We start from the raw sequence: 13,974 nt of genomic DNA on the forward strand, positions 1-13,974 counted from the left end.
AGTTGATATTGAACGATATTGCTTGATTCTAGCAAAGGCATTCTCGACTAAATGACGATAGCGATAAAGGCACCTATCCATACTGCTTTTATCTATATCCTTACCATAATTACGTTTAGCAATCACCGTTCGTCCGCCTTTTTGACGAACAAAGCACCGAAAAGGCTCGCTGTCATAACCTTTATCGGCTATCACTGTATTGACTTCATCGAGCTTTTCAACTAGGTTTTCTGCATAAGTGATATCATGTCGTTGTCCTTCAGAAAGCTCAAAACAAATAGGCAAACCACCACTATCAACCGCAAGATGAATTTTAGTTGAATTACCACCACAGCTCTGACCTATTTGCTCACAATGCTCCGTTGCAGCGCCTGTACTATGTTGATGAGCCTTGATAATCGAGCCATCTAGGAACACCCATTCAAAATCCGCTAGTTGTGATAAATGTTTGAAAATATTAACTAATATTCCCTTTTTAGACCACAAATTAAATCGTCTATAGACGGTGCTCCATTCACCAAACTCTTTTGGCAAATCTCGCCAAGGAATACCGGTTCTCATTCGGAAAAGGATCCCTTCAAACGTCATCCGATGCTCGGATTTATTATAAACTCGGCCGGTATTTTTCATTATTTGTAGTAGCTTTTCCCACCGTTTATCTGTTAGCATTGTTCTTGGCATGATGAATCGAGTTATGGTTGTTTTTGGCTGAATTATTATAACTCACATCATGCCGTCTAAAAAATAATCACGAAAGATCAACACGCCCTAGTTATAAAAAATTGCTTGAAATTTTTTGGAAACAAATCGATCCAACGGATTCACAAGGGCAATTTGCTGATCGAGGTGATTCTTATCGTCCTGTTATTTTTTATCATAATGAATATCAACATAAAGTAGCATTATCGTCTAAACAAGCATTACAAGATAGTAAGAAGTTTAATAAGCCTATAGGTGTCGCTATCGAGCCAGCAGTTGCCTTTTACCTAGCTGAGGATTATCACCAAAATTATTATACAAAACAATCCCAGCATTATAATCAATATTATCAATTATCAGGGCGATCAAAGTTTTTAGCCCAGCATTGGCAAAAATAAAGAGGCAATTGAATTATGCAAAACTATCCGCAATATAGTAGTAAACAAAAATGGATTCATTGGTTAACATTGATACTGATTGTATTAACGTTTTTATTAGTGTTATTTAAGGTGACATTGTCACATTATTTGGGTGGTATGTTTACTATTTATTTATTGCATAAATCTTTTGGTGTGTTGATATTTGTAATAACATTGTGGCGTTTTACAATTATTAAAACCGAAGGTGTGCCTAATGTCTTGCCCAAAAATCAAAAACTACAACGTATTTTATCTAAGTCCATACAAGGATTTATTTACATTTTTTTAATTATTGTGCCTCTGTCTGGGTACTTAATGAGTAGTCGGTCGCTGAATTTTTTTGGCATCATTTCTATTCCGGCTATTGATATGACTAACATGTTTTATGATTTTTTTCATATTATGCATAAGTTCAGCCCATATTTATTAGCAATTTTACTTATTTTACATATAGCTGGCGCCTTATATCATTATTTTTGGATTAAAGATAAAGTATTGCAATCAATGTTAAGTCGTAATTAATTCTATTATTTAAAATAAATAACATAAAGGTGACTTATGAATAAAACAATGAAAGAGAAAGCACTGTCTATATTAACACCTATGCAATATCACGTAACTCAAAAAAATGGGACTGAACCACCGTTCGAAAACGAATTTAATTCCAATAATGAGGAAGGGATATATGTTGATATTGTGTCTGGCGAGCCGTTATTTACTTCGTTAGATAAATTTGATTCAGGATGTGGCTGGCCTAGTTTTGCTAAACCGATAAACAAGAGCAATATTGTTGAAAAAAAGGACACCAGTTTTGGTATGCGACGTATTGAAGTGCGATCTGTGGAAGCTGATTCTCATCTTGGGCATGTCTTTAATGATGGTCCAAAAGAGTTAGGTGGATTACGTTATTGTATTAACTCGGCTTCCTTACGATTTATACCTAAAGAGGAACTGGAAGATGCAGGTTATGGGCAATATTTAAACCTGTTTGATAAACAATCACAGACAGCATAATCGTTACAATATAAAAATCCTATCATCTAAATCAGATGATAGGATAAAATTTTAAAAAACCTAGTTTTTTCGTTTAAATAAAATATAACTAATCAATAAAAATACGAAACTGGTTATAAGCGAACCAATAATAGGGTAAATACCAATAACAATACTTACTTGGGCAAACAAATTATCGGCAATATAAAATAAAAAGCCAAAGCTGATACCTATCACCACACGAATCCCCATTGATACGCTACGCAATGGACCAAAAATAAACGATAAAGCTAACAACATCATCACAGCAACTGAAATTGGTTTAATGATCTTTTTCCAAAACAGCAAATCATAATACTTAGAATCTTGCCCAGAGTTTTTTAGATATTGTGAATATTCATAAAGTCCTGAAGCCGACAACGAGTCAGGATCAAATGCGACAATATTTAATTTATCAGGAGTAATGCTTGTTTTCCAAGGCATGGATATCGTATTTACACCAACTACTTTATTGGGCACTGTTAGATCATTTTTTTCAACTTGCGATAATGTCCAAGTATCATTTTCATACACTCCATAAGCAGCATAGGTAATGGATTGAAGCTTATTTTGGTCAACTGAATAAATATAAACATTCGAAATCGAATTATCGTTATTTACATGGCCAATAAAAACATAATCATTACCATCTTTAGCCCAAAGACTGCCTTGTTCAGCCATTAACGAATTACCATAAAGCTTTTCAGAACGCATATTGCGTGCAGTTTGCTCGCTAACTGGAGCAACCCATTCACCAATCGCCATTGTAATTAGTACTAGTGGTAATGCTGTTTTCATCACCGCAAATGCAATTTTGAAACGACTAAAGCCAGATGTTTCCATTACAATTAATTCACTGCGGGATGCTAACAATCCTAAACCAATCAATGCACCCAATAACGCTGCCATCGGGAAGAATACTTCTAAATCTTTTGGAGCCATTAAAAGCGTATAAATACCGACAGAAAACGCATCATAATCAACTTTAATTTTTCGAAGCTGATCAATAAAACGGATGATACCCGACAAACTAATAAGTAAAAAAAGACTAACACCAATGGTGCTTAAAATAGTTTTACCGATATAACGATCTAAAATCGAAAACACGCTTTGCTCCTTAAGATGCCGAATATTTTAAGCGAAGTTTACGCATAAATAGGTTATCCCAACAATTCAATATTATCGCTAACACAAAATATCCTAAATTTAATATATAAAACCACAATTCGGGATCTAACCGACCTTTACCAGCATTAGCCTTAATCGAACTGGCCGATAAAAAGTAAACTAAATAGATCAGTAAAGCTGGTAAAACTTGCGCAAGGCGTCCTTGTCGTGGATTTGATACGCTCAGTGGAATAACTAAAAAGGCCATTAATGGTACTGAAATAATTAGCGTTATCCGCCAATAAAATTCCGCAACAGCTTTAGGTGTATTAGTGTTAATAAGCTCTAATATTCCCAATTGCTGAACATCGATTTTATCGTTATCCTCGTTAGTATTTAACTCTTTGGGTTTTATGATACCTAAATAATTATGAAAGTTTGAAATTCTAAAATCTTTTAATTGTGCTGTTCCTTCATAACGATTAGCATTTTCAAGTGTAATAATTTGGTTACCTTCGTTATCGTGTCCAGTCTTACCTTTATTAGCAATAATAATAGAAGGTCGTTGATTTGCTTTTGGATTGATTTGAGCAATAAAGACATTCTCTAAATTGTTATTATTCACATTACCAATGTAAATAACTGAATTACCATCTGGCGTTTGTTGGAATTGTCCTGCTAATAATCCAGCTAAACTAGGATTGATCTTAGCATTAGCAACCAATTGATCTTGCTTAACGTTAGACCAAGGACCAAACCAAAGTGAATTCATTACGGTTAATATACTAGTTAAAATGCATAGAAAAAATACTACTTGATAAGTTAAGTTTTTCTTAACACCACATGCATGCATTGCTACCATTTCACTATCAGAATAAAGTCGCCCGAAAGTAACAAGTACACCAAGAAAAAGGCTCAGCGGCAAAATAAGATCGGCCATATTTGATACGCCTAAAACTAGTAACGGCATAATTAATTCACGAGGGATTGAACCATCGATTGCACTCGACAAAATTCTAATTAATTTTTGAGAAAAGAAAATCAGCAACAAAATAAATAAAATTGCCCCTTGGGTTTTCAATGTTTCTTTCACTAAATATCGACGAATTATCACATCTTACCTTTATCTGTTGGCACAAAACCAGACTATTATAATCTGATTTGTTTCGTTTTAGTTATCTTTTTGTTGCTATCCAACAATGAACCGATAGAATATAAATTATCTGCACTAATTCATAAACGAGAAGCACCATGGAATTTCAAATAAAAAACAGTACTATTATAACTAAACAAAAAACAGAGTGTTTAGTTGTTTCAATTGATTCAAGAAAAAAACAGTCTGATTTTGTCAAAGATATCGATAAATCAACCAATGGTTTAGTTAGTCAACTTATCAAATCAGGTGATATAAGTTGCGAACTAGGTAAAACTACTTTGCTATATCCAAATAACAATTTAAAACAAAAACTTTTATTTGTTGGTTGTGGCAAAGCAAAAACATTTGACTTAGTTCAAGCTAAAACCGTTATTAAAGCGGTAATAAAAGAGCTACTAGCTAAAAAAGTTAAAAATATTGCATGGGATCTATTAGCATTCAATGAAGTAACTAGCCTTGAAATAGCCAAACAACTGCCGCAAATTATTAGCGATATAACTTATCGGTTTGATGACTTTAAAACGACTAAAGATCCTGTACCAAGCCTAACTAAAGTGACATTATTAATTCATGATAAAGAAGCGTTATCAGCATTAACTGATAACTTGTTACAAGGGCAAATTATTGCTAATGCTATTACTGCAACAAAAGCAATTGCCAATATGCCGTCAAATATTTGTAACGCAAAATACTTAGCCGAACAAGGTAAACAACTAGGCAAACAGCATTCATCATTAAAAGTAACCTGCCTTGGCGAAAGCGAATTGGCAAAATTAAACATGAACGCTTATTTAGCAGTAGGGCGGGGTTCGCAAAACGAATCAATCATGACTATTATTGAATACAAAGGTGCTAAAGATAAAAAAGCCCAGCCGTATGTTTTAGTCGGCAAGGGACTAACCTTTGATTCAGGAGGAATATCAATCAAACCATCTGCAGGCATGGATGAAATGAAATACGATATGTGCGGTGCGGCAACCGTTTATGGTGTTATGCAGGCTGTGGCAGAGTTAAAATTACCTATTAACGTTGTTGGAGTCATGGCGGGTTGTGAAAACATGCCTGACGGCAACAGCTACCGTCCTGGCGACATATTGACAACCATGTCAGGTACTACAGTTGAAGTGATTAACACTGATGCTGAAGGTCGCTTAGTCTTATGTGATGCTTTAACATATGTTGAACGTTACAATCCAAAAACTGTTATTGATATTGCCACTTTAACTGGCGCTTGTATCGTTGCACTAGGACATCACTATACTGGAGTAATGGGTAATAACGACAAATTAATTGCACAATTGATCTTATCATCCAATAAAGCAGGCGACAAAGCATGGGCGCTACCGATTGATAGTGAATTCCAAGAACAAATCAAATCAACCTGTGCTGATATTGTTAATACTGGTGGTCGAGATGGCGGCACCATTACTGCGGCATGCTTCTTATCACGTTTTACCGAAAAATATCAATGGGCACATCTAGATATTGCTGGCACAGCGTGGAAATCTGGTGGGCAAAAAGGAGCAACGGGTCGTCCAGTTGCCATGTTGATTCAATATCTACTAGATCAATAAATCGAGCTAAGATTTTATGAAAAAAGTGATCTTCTATTTACTCGAAAACCAAACAGAAGCCGACGAGTCTGGCGTGCTTTTTTACGAAAAACTAGCATGCAAAAAAATAGTTGAAGCATGGCACGCCAATCAGCGCGTGCAAGTTGCTTGTCAAGATCAGGGTCAAGCAGAACGAATAGACGAGTACCTATGGCAACTCGAAACCGACAATTTTGTTCCGCATAATTTGGCTGGTGAAGGCATGAAAGGGGGATCACCTGTTGAAATTAGCTGGCCACAAAAACGCAGCAGCGGCACACGTCAGCTACTTATTAATTTACAAGAACAATTTCCTGAATTTGCAGGTGTTTATCGTGATATTATCGATTTTGTGCCAGTGGATGAGCAGCTAAAGTCATTAGCAAGGAAACGGTACAAGTTGTATAAAGAGGCAGGATTTAATCTTAAAACGATTTCAATTAATTGCGAATAATATTAGGGATGTTTTTTTATTTCTTCACTGATTATTTTTTCTAAAACTTAGTGTAAAAATTAAATAAAATCAATATCCTGCCTGAATGTTTTTTAATGGTAAAATCTGTGCATTATCCAAAAACTCAAAATTCACGCCAACCCTTTTTTTATTGATGGGTAAAAATTAATGAAAAACAATAAATTAAAATCATCTTGTAGAAAAGGGTATTTTAAAGTAGAAAACCTGTTTTGCTTTTGCAAAACTATGTTTATAGTATATCTGTTTCTCTATTAACGCCATATAGGTGGTTTAGAAAAACGCTCTTTTTTCGTTGTGCTTTCTTATATATTCCATTTTATAATTTGTTAGGTATGTTTAGGTTAGCACTATTACACTTTTATTTTTTAATAGCAAATTTAGGTTTTCTCAAGCTAAATTTTGTTGATTAATATTGCATCGATTATTGACTGTATCAAGACTATTTTGCCAGTTTATGATATGATTAGTGCCAAATTCAATGGCAATGAGTTATGGTGATTATGAGTTATCAAGTTCTGGCACGCAAATGGCGACCAAAATCATTTTCTGAGGTTGTGGGGCAGCAACATGTCCTTAAAATTTTGTCTAATGCACTTTCGCTAGGGCGAGTTCATCATGCTTATTTGTTTTCAGGCACTCGAGGAGTAGGTAAAACGTCAATTGCGCGTTTGTTAGCAAAAGGGCTGAATTGCGAAACAGGCATTACTGCTACACCATGTGGAGTTTGTGATAATTGTCGTGATATTGAACAAGGTCGTTTTGTTGATTTACTTGAAATTGATGCCGCATCTCGTACCAAGGTCGAAGACACTCGTGAAATACTTGATAACATCCAATATTTACCAACTAAAGGGCGCTTTAAGGTTTATTTGATTGATGAAGTGCATATGTTATCGCGCAGTAGCTTTAATGCACTTCTTAAAACCCTAGAGGAGCCACCTGAGCATGTTAAGTTTTTATTGGCAACTACAGATCCGCAAAAATTACCTATAACTATTTTATCACGTTGTTTGCATTTACATTTAAATGTATTAGATACAACATTAATTGGCCAGCAACTTGAACATATTTTAAAATTAGAGCAAATCAGCAGCGATCCGAAAGCGATTGGGTTATTAGCTAAAGCCGCTAATGGTAGTATGCGTGATGCGCTGAGTTTAACCGATCAAGCGATTGCTCTTGGTAACGGTAAGGTCGATGCAGAATCAGTGTCGGTAATGCTTGGTACACTTGATAAGTCGGTTCCTTTTGCAATTGTTGAAGCATTACATAATAGTGATGGTAATGCCTTAATGCAACAAATTGAAGCAGCTGCTATACAGGGCGCTGATTTGGATAATCTGTTAGCCGAAACCATTACTTTATTGCATCAAATTGCGTTATTACAAGTAGTGCCAACTGCTTTGGGTGATTATATTGATAATGAAGAGCGCATACGTTTTTTAGCACAATATATGGCACCTAACGATGTGCAGTTGTTTTATCAAATTTTGCTAATGGGTCGTAAAGAGCTTTCTTTTTCGCCTGATAAAAAAATTGGTGTCGAGATGAGTTTTTTACGCGCTTTAGCCTTTATGCCAAAGGTGGTTGATGCTGTTACACCACCAGTTATGGCTAGTTCGGCATCTGTTCAAGGCAATAAGCAGACTCAAACTCAAAAGCAAACTAAAGAACCGCCTAATACCCAATCGCAATCACAAGCAGTAATGCATGCGAATGTATCAAGGCAAGCAGAAGCTAATAATCAGGCTGTAAATCAAACTAAAAAACAATCTCGAATTCAGCAATCTGATCCTATACTTGCAACAGTGAGCCAGCCAGTTAATCATACCGAACAGAATACACCACAATCAGTGATAAGTTCGTCATTAACAAATGAGCAAAGTCAGCACAACGACTTAAACGATTTAACCGTTTTGTCTTCAAAAACAGCGTCAACATCTAAAGCCAAACCAGCAACGGCGGATCTAACGATTCCTGATGATGTGTCGTCGGTGACTAAAAGCATTTTAGAAATGCGTATGCAGTTATTGAAAGAGGAACAAAATCCAAAAAAGTTTGAATCGGTTGATGCAAATCAACCACAAAATTTAATAATAAATAAATCATTAACACGAATTAAACAGAGCGTTGTGCCAGTAAACGATATCGATAACAGCGATAACGGCAATAGCAAAGAAGAAATTACTGCTGAAAATTATCGATGGCAAGCTAGTGGTCTAGTTACAATGAAGGAAGAGCTAGTGGTCGATACTAAGGCTTTTCGTGAGTCACTAAATGGTGATAAAACTCCTGAAATGGCTAAGAAATTAATTACCGAAATGGCGCAAAAAGATGCTTGGTGTGCCGAGATCGAGCAATTAGATTTACCGCCGTTAATTAAGCAAATCGTAGTTAATTCAGCTTTTGAACAAGTAGATAGTGGAACGATTGTGTTGCATTTGCGTTCAACCGTTAAGCATTTAATTAATTCGGTATCGAATGTGATCAAAGTAAAAAAAGCGCTATGCAAACATCGTAAACAAGATCTTGATGTAGATATTATTATTGATGATGTAAATTATAAAACACCAGTTGAAATGCGCGAAGAGTTATACCAAGAAAAACTTGCGCAGGCGAAGATAACCATTGCCGAAGATTCAAAAGTGGCTACAATTTGTCGATATTTTGATGCTAAGATTGATGAATCCAGTATTCGTCCTGTATAATGCGGACTATATTTTTTTATGAGGAATTATTATGTTTTCAGGTGGAAAAGGTGGTTTGGGCAATTTAATGAAACAAGCCCAACAAATGCAAGCTAAAATGCAACAAGCACAAGAGGAGATCGCTAAATTAGAAGTTACTGGCGAATCAGGTGCAGGCTTAGTTAAAGTCACTATTAATGGTGCTCATAGTTGTAAGCGCGTTGAAATTGATCCATCGCTTATGGCTGATGATGACAAAGAGATGTTAGAAGATCTTATTGCTGCGGCTTATAATGATGCGGCTCGCCGTTTAGATGAAGCACAAAAAGAAAGAATGGCTCAGGTTACTGGTGGTATGCAATTACCACCAGGTTTTAAAATGCCGTTTTAAGTTAACGCATTAATTCAGTTAGTTAAACTTTTTACATTGCCGACTTTTAGTATCAAGTCGGCAATATTGTTTTCGTTATTGCCTGTCTATTTATACAGTTTTTCTTTATTATTTTTTTGCTATCGGGTAAACTACACCTTATTATTTGCTTATTTGTTATGCTTTATTATTAAGGATATATTGTGATTGGTCGTTTACGTGGTACCATTATTGAAAAGCAACCTCCTAAAGTCTTGATAGAAGTCGGTGGCATCGGTTACGATGTGTTTATGCCGATGACCTGTTTTTATGAATTACCCGAAAATGGACGAGAGGTCATTGTGTTAACCCATTTTTCCGTGCGTGAAGATGCCCAAATCCTGTATGGTTTTAATCAAGAACAAGAGCGTGAATTATTTCGAGAACTCATTAAAGTTAATGGAGTTGGTCCTAAGTTGGCGTTAGCCATTTTATCGGGCATGTCAGCAGCACAATTCATTAGTGCTGTTGAACAAGGTGAAATTAAAACACTAGTTAAATTGCCTGGAGTAGGTAATAAAACTGCACAACGATTAATTGTTGAGATGAAAGATCGCCTTAAACATTTTGGTGAGCAATCATCAAATGTTAGCTTGGTTTCTGATGTAGATAGTGTTCAAAAGTTAGCTAACCAAATTAAAAGTGAGGCTGTTTCAGCTTTAATCGCATTAGGTTATAAACCACAAGAAGCCAGTCGTATTATTAGTAAAGTAATTAATCCTGATATGGATTGCGAAACGCTGATTCGTGAAGCCTTAAAATCGGCATTGTAAATAGAGATTTATTATGATTGAAGCGGATCGTTTGATTGCACCACAAGCGCAAAAGGAAGAAGAGTCATTAGATCGTGCAATTCGTCCAAAATATTTAGACGAATACATTGGTCAACCGCAAGTTCGTGAGCAAATGAAGATATTTATTCAAGCCGCTAAACAACGCAGTGATGCACTTGATCATGTGCTTATTTTTGGTCCTCCAGGGCTTGGAAAAACTACATTGGCTAATATTGTCGCAAACGAAATGAATGTAAATTTACGCACTACATCAGGCCCTGTTTTAGAAAAAGCCGGCGATTTAGCCGCTATGCTAACTAATCTAGAGCCAAACGATGTGCTGTTTATTGATGAGATTCATCGGCTTTCGCCTGTAGTTGAAGAAATTTTATATCCAGCTATGGAAGATTATCAATTAGATATTATGATTGGTGAAGGACCTGCTGCACGTTCAATCAAAATCGATCTTCCCCCCTTTACATTAATAGGTGCAACAACTCGTGCAGGATCGTTAACTTCGCCATTGCGGGATCGTTTTGGTATTGTACAAAGACTTGAGTTTTATCGGGTTGAGGATTTGGAATATATTGTTAGCCGTAGCGCTAAATTTTTGGGCATGGATCTGTCAGACGAAGGTGCGCATTTAATTGCCCAACGTTCACGCGGTACCCCCCGAATTGCAAATCGACTTTTGCGCCGAGTGCGCGATTATGCCGATGTAAAATCAAAAGGTGTTATCGACAAAAAAATTGCTATTCAAGCGCTAGATATGCTTGATGTTGATAATGAAGGTTTTGATTATATGGATCGCAAATTATTACTGGCCATTATAGAAAAATTTATGGGTGGCCCTGTTGGTTTAGATAACATTGCCGCGGCAATTGGTGAAGAGCGTGAAACGATCGAAGATGTACTTGAACCTTTTTTAATTCAGCAAGGTTATATTCAAAGAACGCCACGTGGTAGAATTGCAACACCACATGCTTATCGTCATTTTGGGATAATTCAGGATAATTGAACAGTTAAAATTATACTAGTTTATGTCAACAAAAAGCGTGGCTATTTGATCAGCCACGCTTTTTTATTAATCAAGTTTAATCCTATTTGGAATTTAACCGAGCTCTTTTTCAGTAAACATGCCACTAAATAAGTCAGTACTTAAGTAGCGTTCACCAGAAGAAGGTAAAATGACTACAATAGTTTTATTAGCATTTTCTGGTAATTTTGCTAATCGATCGGCAGCATAAACGGCGGCACCAGATGAAATTCCTGCTAAAATACCTTCTTTTTCCATCAAATTACGGGCTGTTTTGATCGCTTCTTCATTTGATACTTTTTCCACCACATCAATTAAACTTAAATCAAGATTTGCAGGAATAAAACCAGCTCCAATACCTTGAATTTTGTGAGGTCCCGGCTTAATTGGTTCACCTGCTAGTGTTTGACTGATTACTGGTGAGTTGGTTGGCTCAATGGCAACAGCAGTTATATTTTTACCCTGCGTTTTTTTGATATAACGTGTTACACCTGTAAATGTACCGCCCGTTCCTACTCCAGCAATAAAAATATCGACTTTACCATCGGTATCTTGCCAAATTTCAGGACCCGTTGTTTTTTCGTGAATTTCTGGATTAGCAGGATTACTAAATTGTTGTAGCATCAGGTTCTTTTTAGGATCCCTTGCCATCATTTCCTCTGCTTTTTCGATTGCACCTTTCATACCTTTAGCAGCTTCAGTTAATACTAAGTTAGCTCCTAAGGCTTTTAGTAGCTTTCTGCGTTCAATACTCATGCTTTCAGGCATGGTTAACGTTAGTTTATAGCCTCGAGCAGCGGCTACAGCTGCAAGTGCAATCCCAGTATTACCACTTGTTGGTTCAATTAATTCAACATCAGTAGTTAATAAACCACGCTTTTCAGCATCCCAAATCATGTTTGAGGCAATGCGGCATTTGACGCTAAAACTTGGATTGCGAGACTCAACTTTGGCTAAAATATTACCGTGACCAAAATGCTTTAATCTCACTAATGGTGTATACCCAATAGTTTGTGAATTATCATCAAAAATCTTACTCATAATAAAGTCCTTCTTTAGTTTCAATTAGCTCAAGAGAAACTCTCTCTAATTACTTAATCATATTTATCATTATAAATACTACCTAAAAAGATGGTACTAATTAATTATTATAATGATATTCATTTGAGCTATAAGGTGATCTTTGTTTGTAGGAGTTTTTTATAAATGTTAGTAATCGCCAAGATTCTAAAATTGAATTTTTGTTAAAAAATATGTTATTACAAAATATATGACTTTAAATCAACAAATTCTGGATCGGCTACACTAATTAGTACCAGTTTTATAAGGTCATTGTTATGATAAACTAAAAATAAATTAATGAAGCAAATATAAATTAGTACAGGTTAGGTAATTTTTTACGATGTTTATTTTGACTATTTTTCTCATATCAGTAATAGGGGGTATGGCTAGGGCTTAATACAGCTGAATTTTAATTGAATAGATGATAATCTGACTTATTTGGATAATTTTAAATAGACCATCATATGGTACGCCCGGGTGGACTCGAACCACTGACCCCCACCATGTCAAGGTGATGCTCTAACCAACTGAGCTACGGGCGTATACTTGAAACACGCAAATATTAACTGTCAAATCGCTTTGTATCAAGTAAAAAAATAAAAAAATAGCTGTTTTTTTAGTCTGTTGAACTAAATTTATTATAGAATAAACGTAATATGCAATAAATTCTAAGAATTACAATAGATATTGTTTAATGCAGCTGTTTAAAAAACATTTTATTTTTCGGATTGAATTCCTAGATTACACCATGAAGTGCAATTCGTCTTAACTCCTTAGAATAAAAATCGGCAGGGCTTTTAAACTTATGCCGTTTTCTTGGGCGTGTGTTCAATAGATATTGTATTTTCTTTATCTGTTTGTCGTCAACTAATGAAATGGCCGCTGACTTAGGTATAAACTGACGTATTAAGCCATTGGTGTTTTCATTTGTGCCTCTTTGCCAGCTTTTATAAGGCTCCGCAAAGTACACGGTAGTATTTAAATAATGCTCAATAGCATGATGATAATTAAATTCGGTTCCATTATCAAAGGTGATGCTTTTAACCATTTTTTTAAACGGCGTTAGCAATTTTATTATCATATCTCTCGTTTCGGAGGCGGTACGTTGATTGAGGCGCCCAATTAATACTAGCCCTGTTTTGCGTTCAACTAATGTCACCAATGCTTGCTTGTCTTTACGGCTAATAATCGTATCTCCCTCCCAATGTCCTCGCGTTTTCCGGCTTTCTACATAACTTGGACGTTGTTTAATTGACCGTTTATATCGGCGGTCTCCTTCTTTAATACTCGGTGCCTTACAATGCCTATAGGCTTTGCCTTTTCGTCTTAGATAAGGTTTGAATTGTTCATAGCGCGCTTTATTTTGATAAAGATAGTTATAGATTGATTGGACGCTGACTTTCTTTAAACGTGCAGCAATCTGCTCTGGGCTGTAATAAAGCATGAGGTATTTTTCAACTTGGCGCCATACCGAAGACTCTATTGGCTTACCATTACCGCTGTTTTTTCGCCTTTTCCTAGCTAGGG

The 13,974-nt window shown here is 35.9% G+C and carries 13 protein-coding genes, 1 tRNA gene and 1 pseudogene; 9 read left to right on the forward strand and 6 right to left on the reverse strand.

Features of this window, described 5'->3' with window-relative positions:
- A partial coding sequence (locus tag A9G44_RS10425) for an IS5 family transposase (RefSeq protein WP_065610903.1) occupies window positions 1–681 on the reverse strand: 681 nt, incomplete at its 3' end.
- A gap of 89 nt (window positions 682–770) precedes the next feature.
- Between A9G44_RS10425 and A9G44_RS10430 the strand changes: the two are divergent.
- From A9G44_RS10430 to msrB, 3 genes and pseudogenes are all read left to right on the forward strand, one after another.
- Window positions 771–1,097: pseudogene (locus tag A9G44_RS10430) on the forward strand (peptide-methionine (S)-S-oxide reductase); the annotation flags it as partial.
- Window positions 1,098–1,112: 15 nt separating this feature from the next.
- Window positions 1,113–1,640 (forward strand): cytochrome b, encoded by a 528-nt coding sequence (locus tag A9G44_RS10435; RefSeq protein ID WP_065610889.1) that lies wholly within the window; start codon window positions 1,113–1,115, stop codon window positions 1,638–1,640.
- A gap of 48 nt (window positions 1,641–1,688) precedes the next feature.
- Window positions 1,689–2,132, forward strand: coding sequence for a peptide-methionine (R)-S-oxide reductase MsrB (msrB, locus tag A9G44_RS10440; RefSeq protein WP_065589763.1), 444 nt, complete (start codon window positions 1,689–1,691; stop codon window positions 2,130–2,132).
- Between the two features lie 60 nt (window positions 2,133–2,192).
- Here the strand turns inward: msrB and lptG are convergent, their stop codons facing one another.
- Complete coding sequence (lptG, locus tag A9G44_RS10445) at window positions 2,193–3,257, reverse strand: LPS export ABC transporter permease LptG (protein ID WP_065610891.1); 1,065 nt, start codon at window positions 3,255–3,257, stop codon at window positions 2,193–2,195.
- Between the two features lie 10 nt (window positions 3,258–3,267).
- Entirely contained in the window at window positions 3,268–4,371 is a 1,104-nt protein-coding gene (lptF, locus tag A9G44_RS10450) for an LPS export ABC transporter permease LptF (RefSeq protein ID WP_065610893.1), read from the reverse strand.
- Between the two features lie 137 nt (window positions 4,372–4,508).
- Here lptF and A9G44_RS10455 point away from each other — a divergent pair, with 137 nt between their 5' ends.
- From A9G44_RS10455 to ruvB, 6 genes are all read left to right on the forward strand, one after another.
- A complete protein-coding gene (locus A9G44_RS10455; RefSeq protein WP_065610895.1) occupies window positions 4,509–5,987 on the forward strand; it encodes a leucyl aminopeptidase in 1,479 nt (492 codons plus the stop codon).
- A 16-nt stretch (window positions 5,988–6,003) separates the two neighbouring features.
- On the forward strand, window positions 6,004–6,459 hold the full coding sequence (locus A9G44_RS10460) for a DNA polymerase III subunit chi (RefSeq protein WP_065610897.1): 456 nt from the start codon (window positions 6,004–6,006) through the stop codon (window positions 6,457–6,459).
- Window positions 6,460–6,980: 521 nt separating this feature from the next.
- On the forward strand, window positions 6,981–9,188 hold the full coding sequence (gene dnaX / locus A9G44_RS10465) for a DNA polymerase III subunit gamma/tau (protein ID WP_065610905.1): 2,208 nt from the start codon (window positions 6,981–6,983) through the stop codon (window positions 9,186–9,188).
- A 31-nt stretch (window positions 9,189–9,219) separates the two neighbouring features.
- Window positions 9,220–9,558: a YbaB/EbfC family nucleoid-associated protein gene (locus tag A9G44_RS10470; protein WP_034912828.1), complete on the forward strand. Its 339-nt coding sequence runs from the start codon at window positions 9,220–9,222 to the stop codon at window positions 9,556–9,558.
- A 182-nt stretch (window positions 9,559–9,740) separates the two neighbouring features.
- Window positions 9,741–10,349: a Holliday junction branch migration protein RuvA gene (ruvA, locus tag A9G44_RS10475; RefSeq protein ID WP_065610899.1), complete on the forward strand. Its 609-nt coding sequence runs from the start codon at window positions 9,741–9,743 to the stop codon at window positions 10,347–10,349.
- Between the two features lie 13 nt (window positions 10,350–10,362).
- A complete protein-coding gene (ruvB, locus tag A9G44_RS10480; protein ID WP_034912838.1) occupies window positions 10,363–11,367 on the forward strand; it encodes a Holliday junction branch migration DNA helicase RuvB in 1,005 nt (334 codons plus the stop codon).
- A 93-nt stretch (window positions 11,368–11,460) separates the two neighbouring features.
- Here ruvB and cysK read toward each other — a convergent pair whose 3' ends face one another.
- From cysK to A9G44_RS10495, 3 genes are all read right to left on the reverse strand, one after another.
- Window positions 11,461–12,426, reverse strand: coding sequence for a cysteine synthase A (cysK, locus tag A9G44_RS10485; protein ID WP_065610901.1), 966 nt, complete (start codon window positions 12,424–12,426; stop codon window positions 11,461–11,463).
- A 486-nt stretch (window positions 12,427–12,912) separates the two neighbouring features.
- A tRNA-Val gene (locus tag A9G44_RS10490) sits at window positions 12,913–12,989 on the reverse strand.
- A gap of 194 nt (window positions 12,990–13,183) precedes the next feature.
- A partial coding sequence (locus tag A9G44_RS10495; protein WP_143426387.1) for an IS30 family transposase occupies window positions 13,184–13,974 on the reverse strand: 791 nt, incomplete at its 5' end.

The organism is Gilliamella sp. Occ4-3 (assembly GCF_001690675.1).
Classification (GTDB): Bacteria; Pseudomonadota; Gammaproteobacteria; order Enterobacterales; family Orbaceae; genus Gilliamella; species Gilliamella bombi.

Coding starts and splice junctions, on each gene's coding strand:
- cysK (WP_065610901.1), bottom strand. CDS start 12,426: ATGAGTAAGATTTTTGATGATAATTCACAAACTATTGGGTATACACCA.
- msrB (WP_065589763.1), top strand. CDS start 1,689: ATGAAAGAGAAAGCACTGTCTATATTAACACCTATGCAATATCACGTA.
- A9G44_RS10470 (WP_034912828.1), top strand. CDS start 9,220: ATGTTTTCAGGTGGAAAAGGTGGTTTGGGCAATTTAATGAAACAAGCC.
- ruvB (WP_034912838.1), top strand. CDS start 10,363: ATGATTGAAGCGGATCGTTTGATTGCACCACAAGCGCAAAAGGAAGAA.
- A9G44_RS10460 (WP_065610897.1), top strand. CDS start 6,004: ATGAAAAAAGTGATCTTCTATTTACTCGAAAACCAAACAGAAGCCGAC.
- dnaX (WP_065610905.1), top strand. CDS start 6,981: ATGAGTTATCAAGTTCTGGCACGCAAATGGCGACCAAAATCATTTTCT.
- A9G44_RS10435 (WP_065610889.1), top strand. CDS start 1,113: ATGCAAAACTATCCGCAATATAGTAGTAAACAAAAATGGATTCATTGG.
- A9G44_RS10455 (WP_065610895.1), top strand. CDS start 4,509: ATGGAATTTCAAATAAAAAACAGTACTATTATAACTAAACAAAAAACA.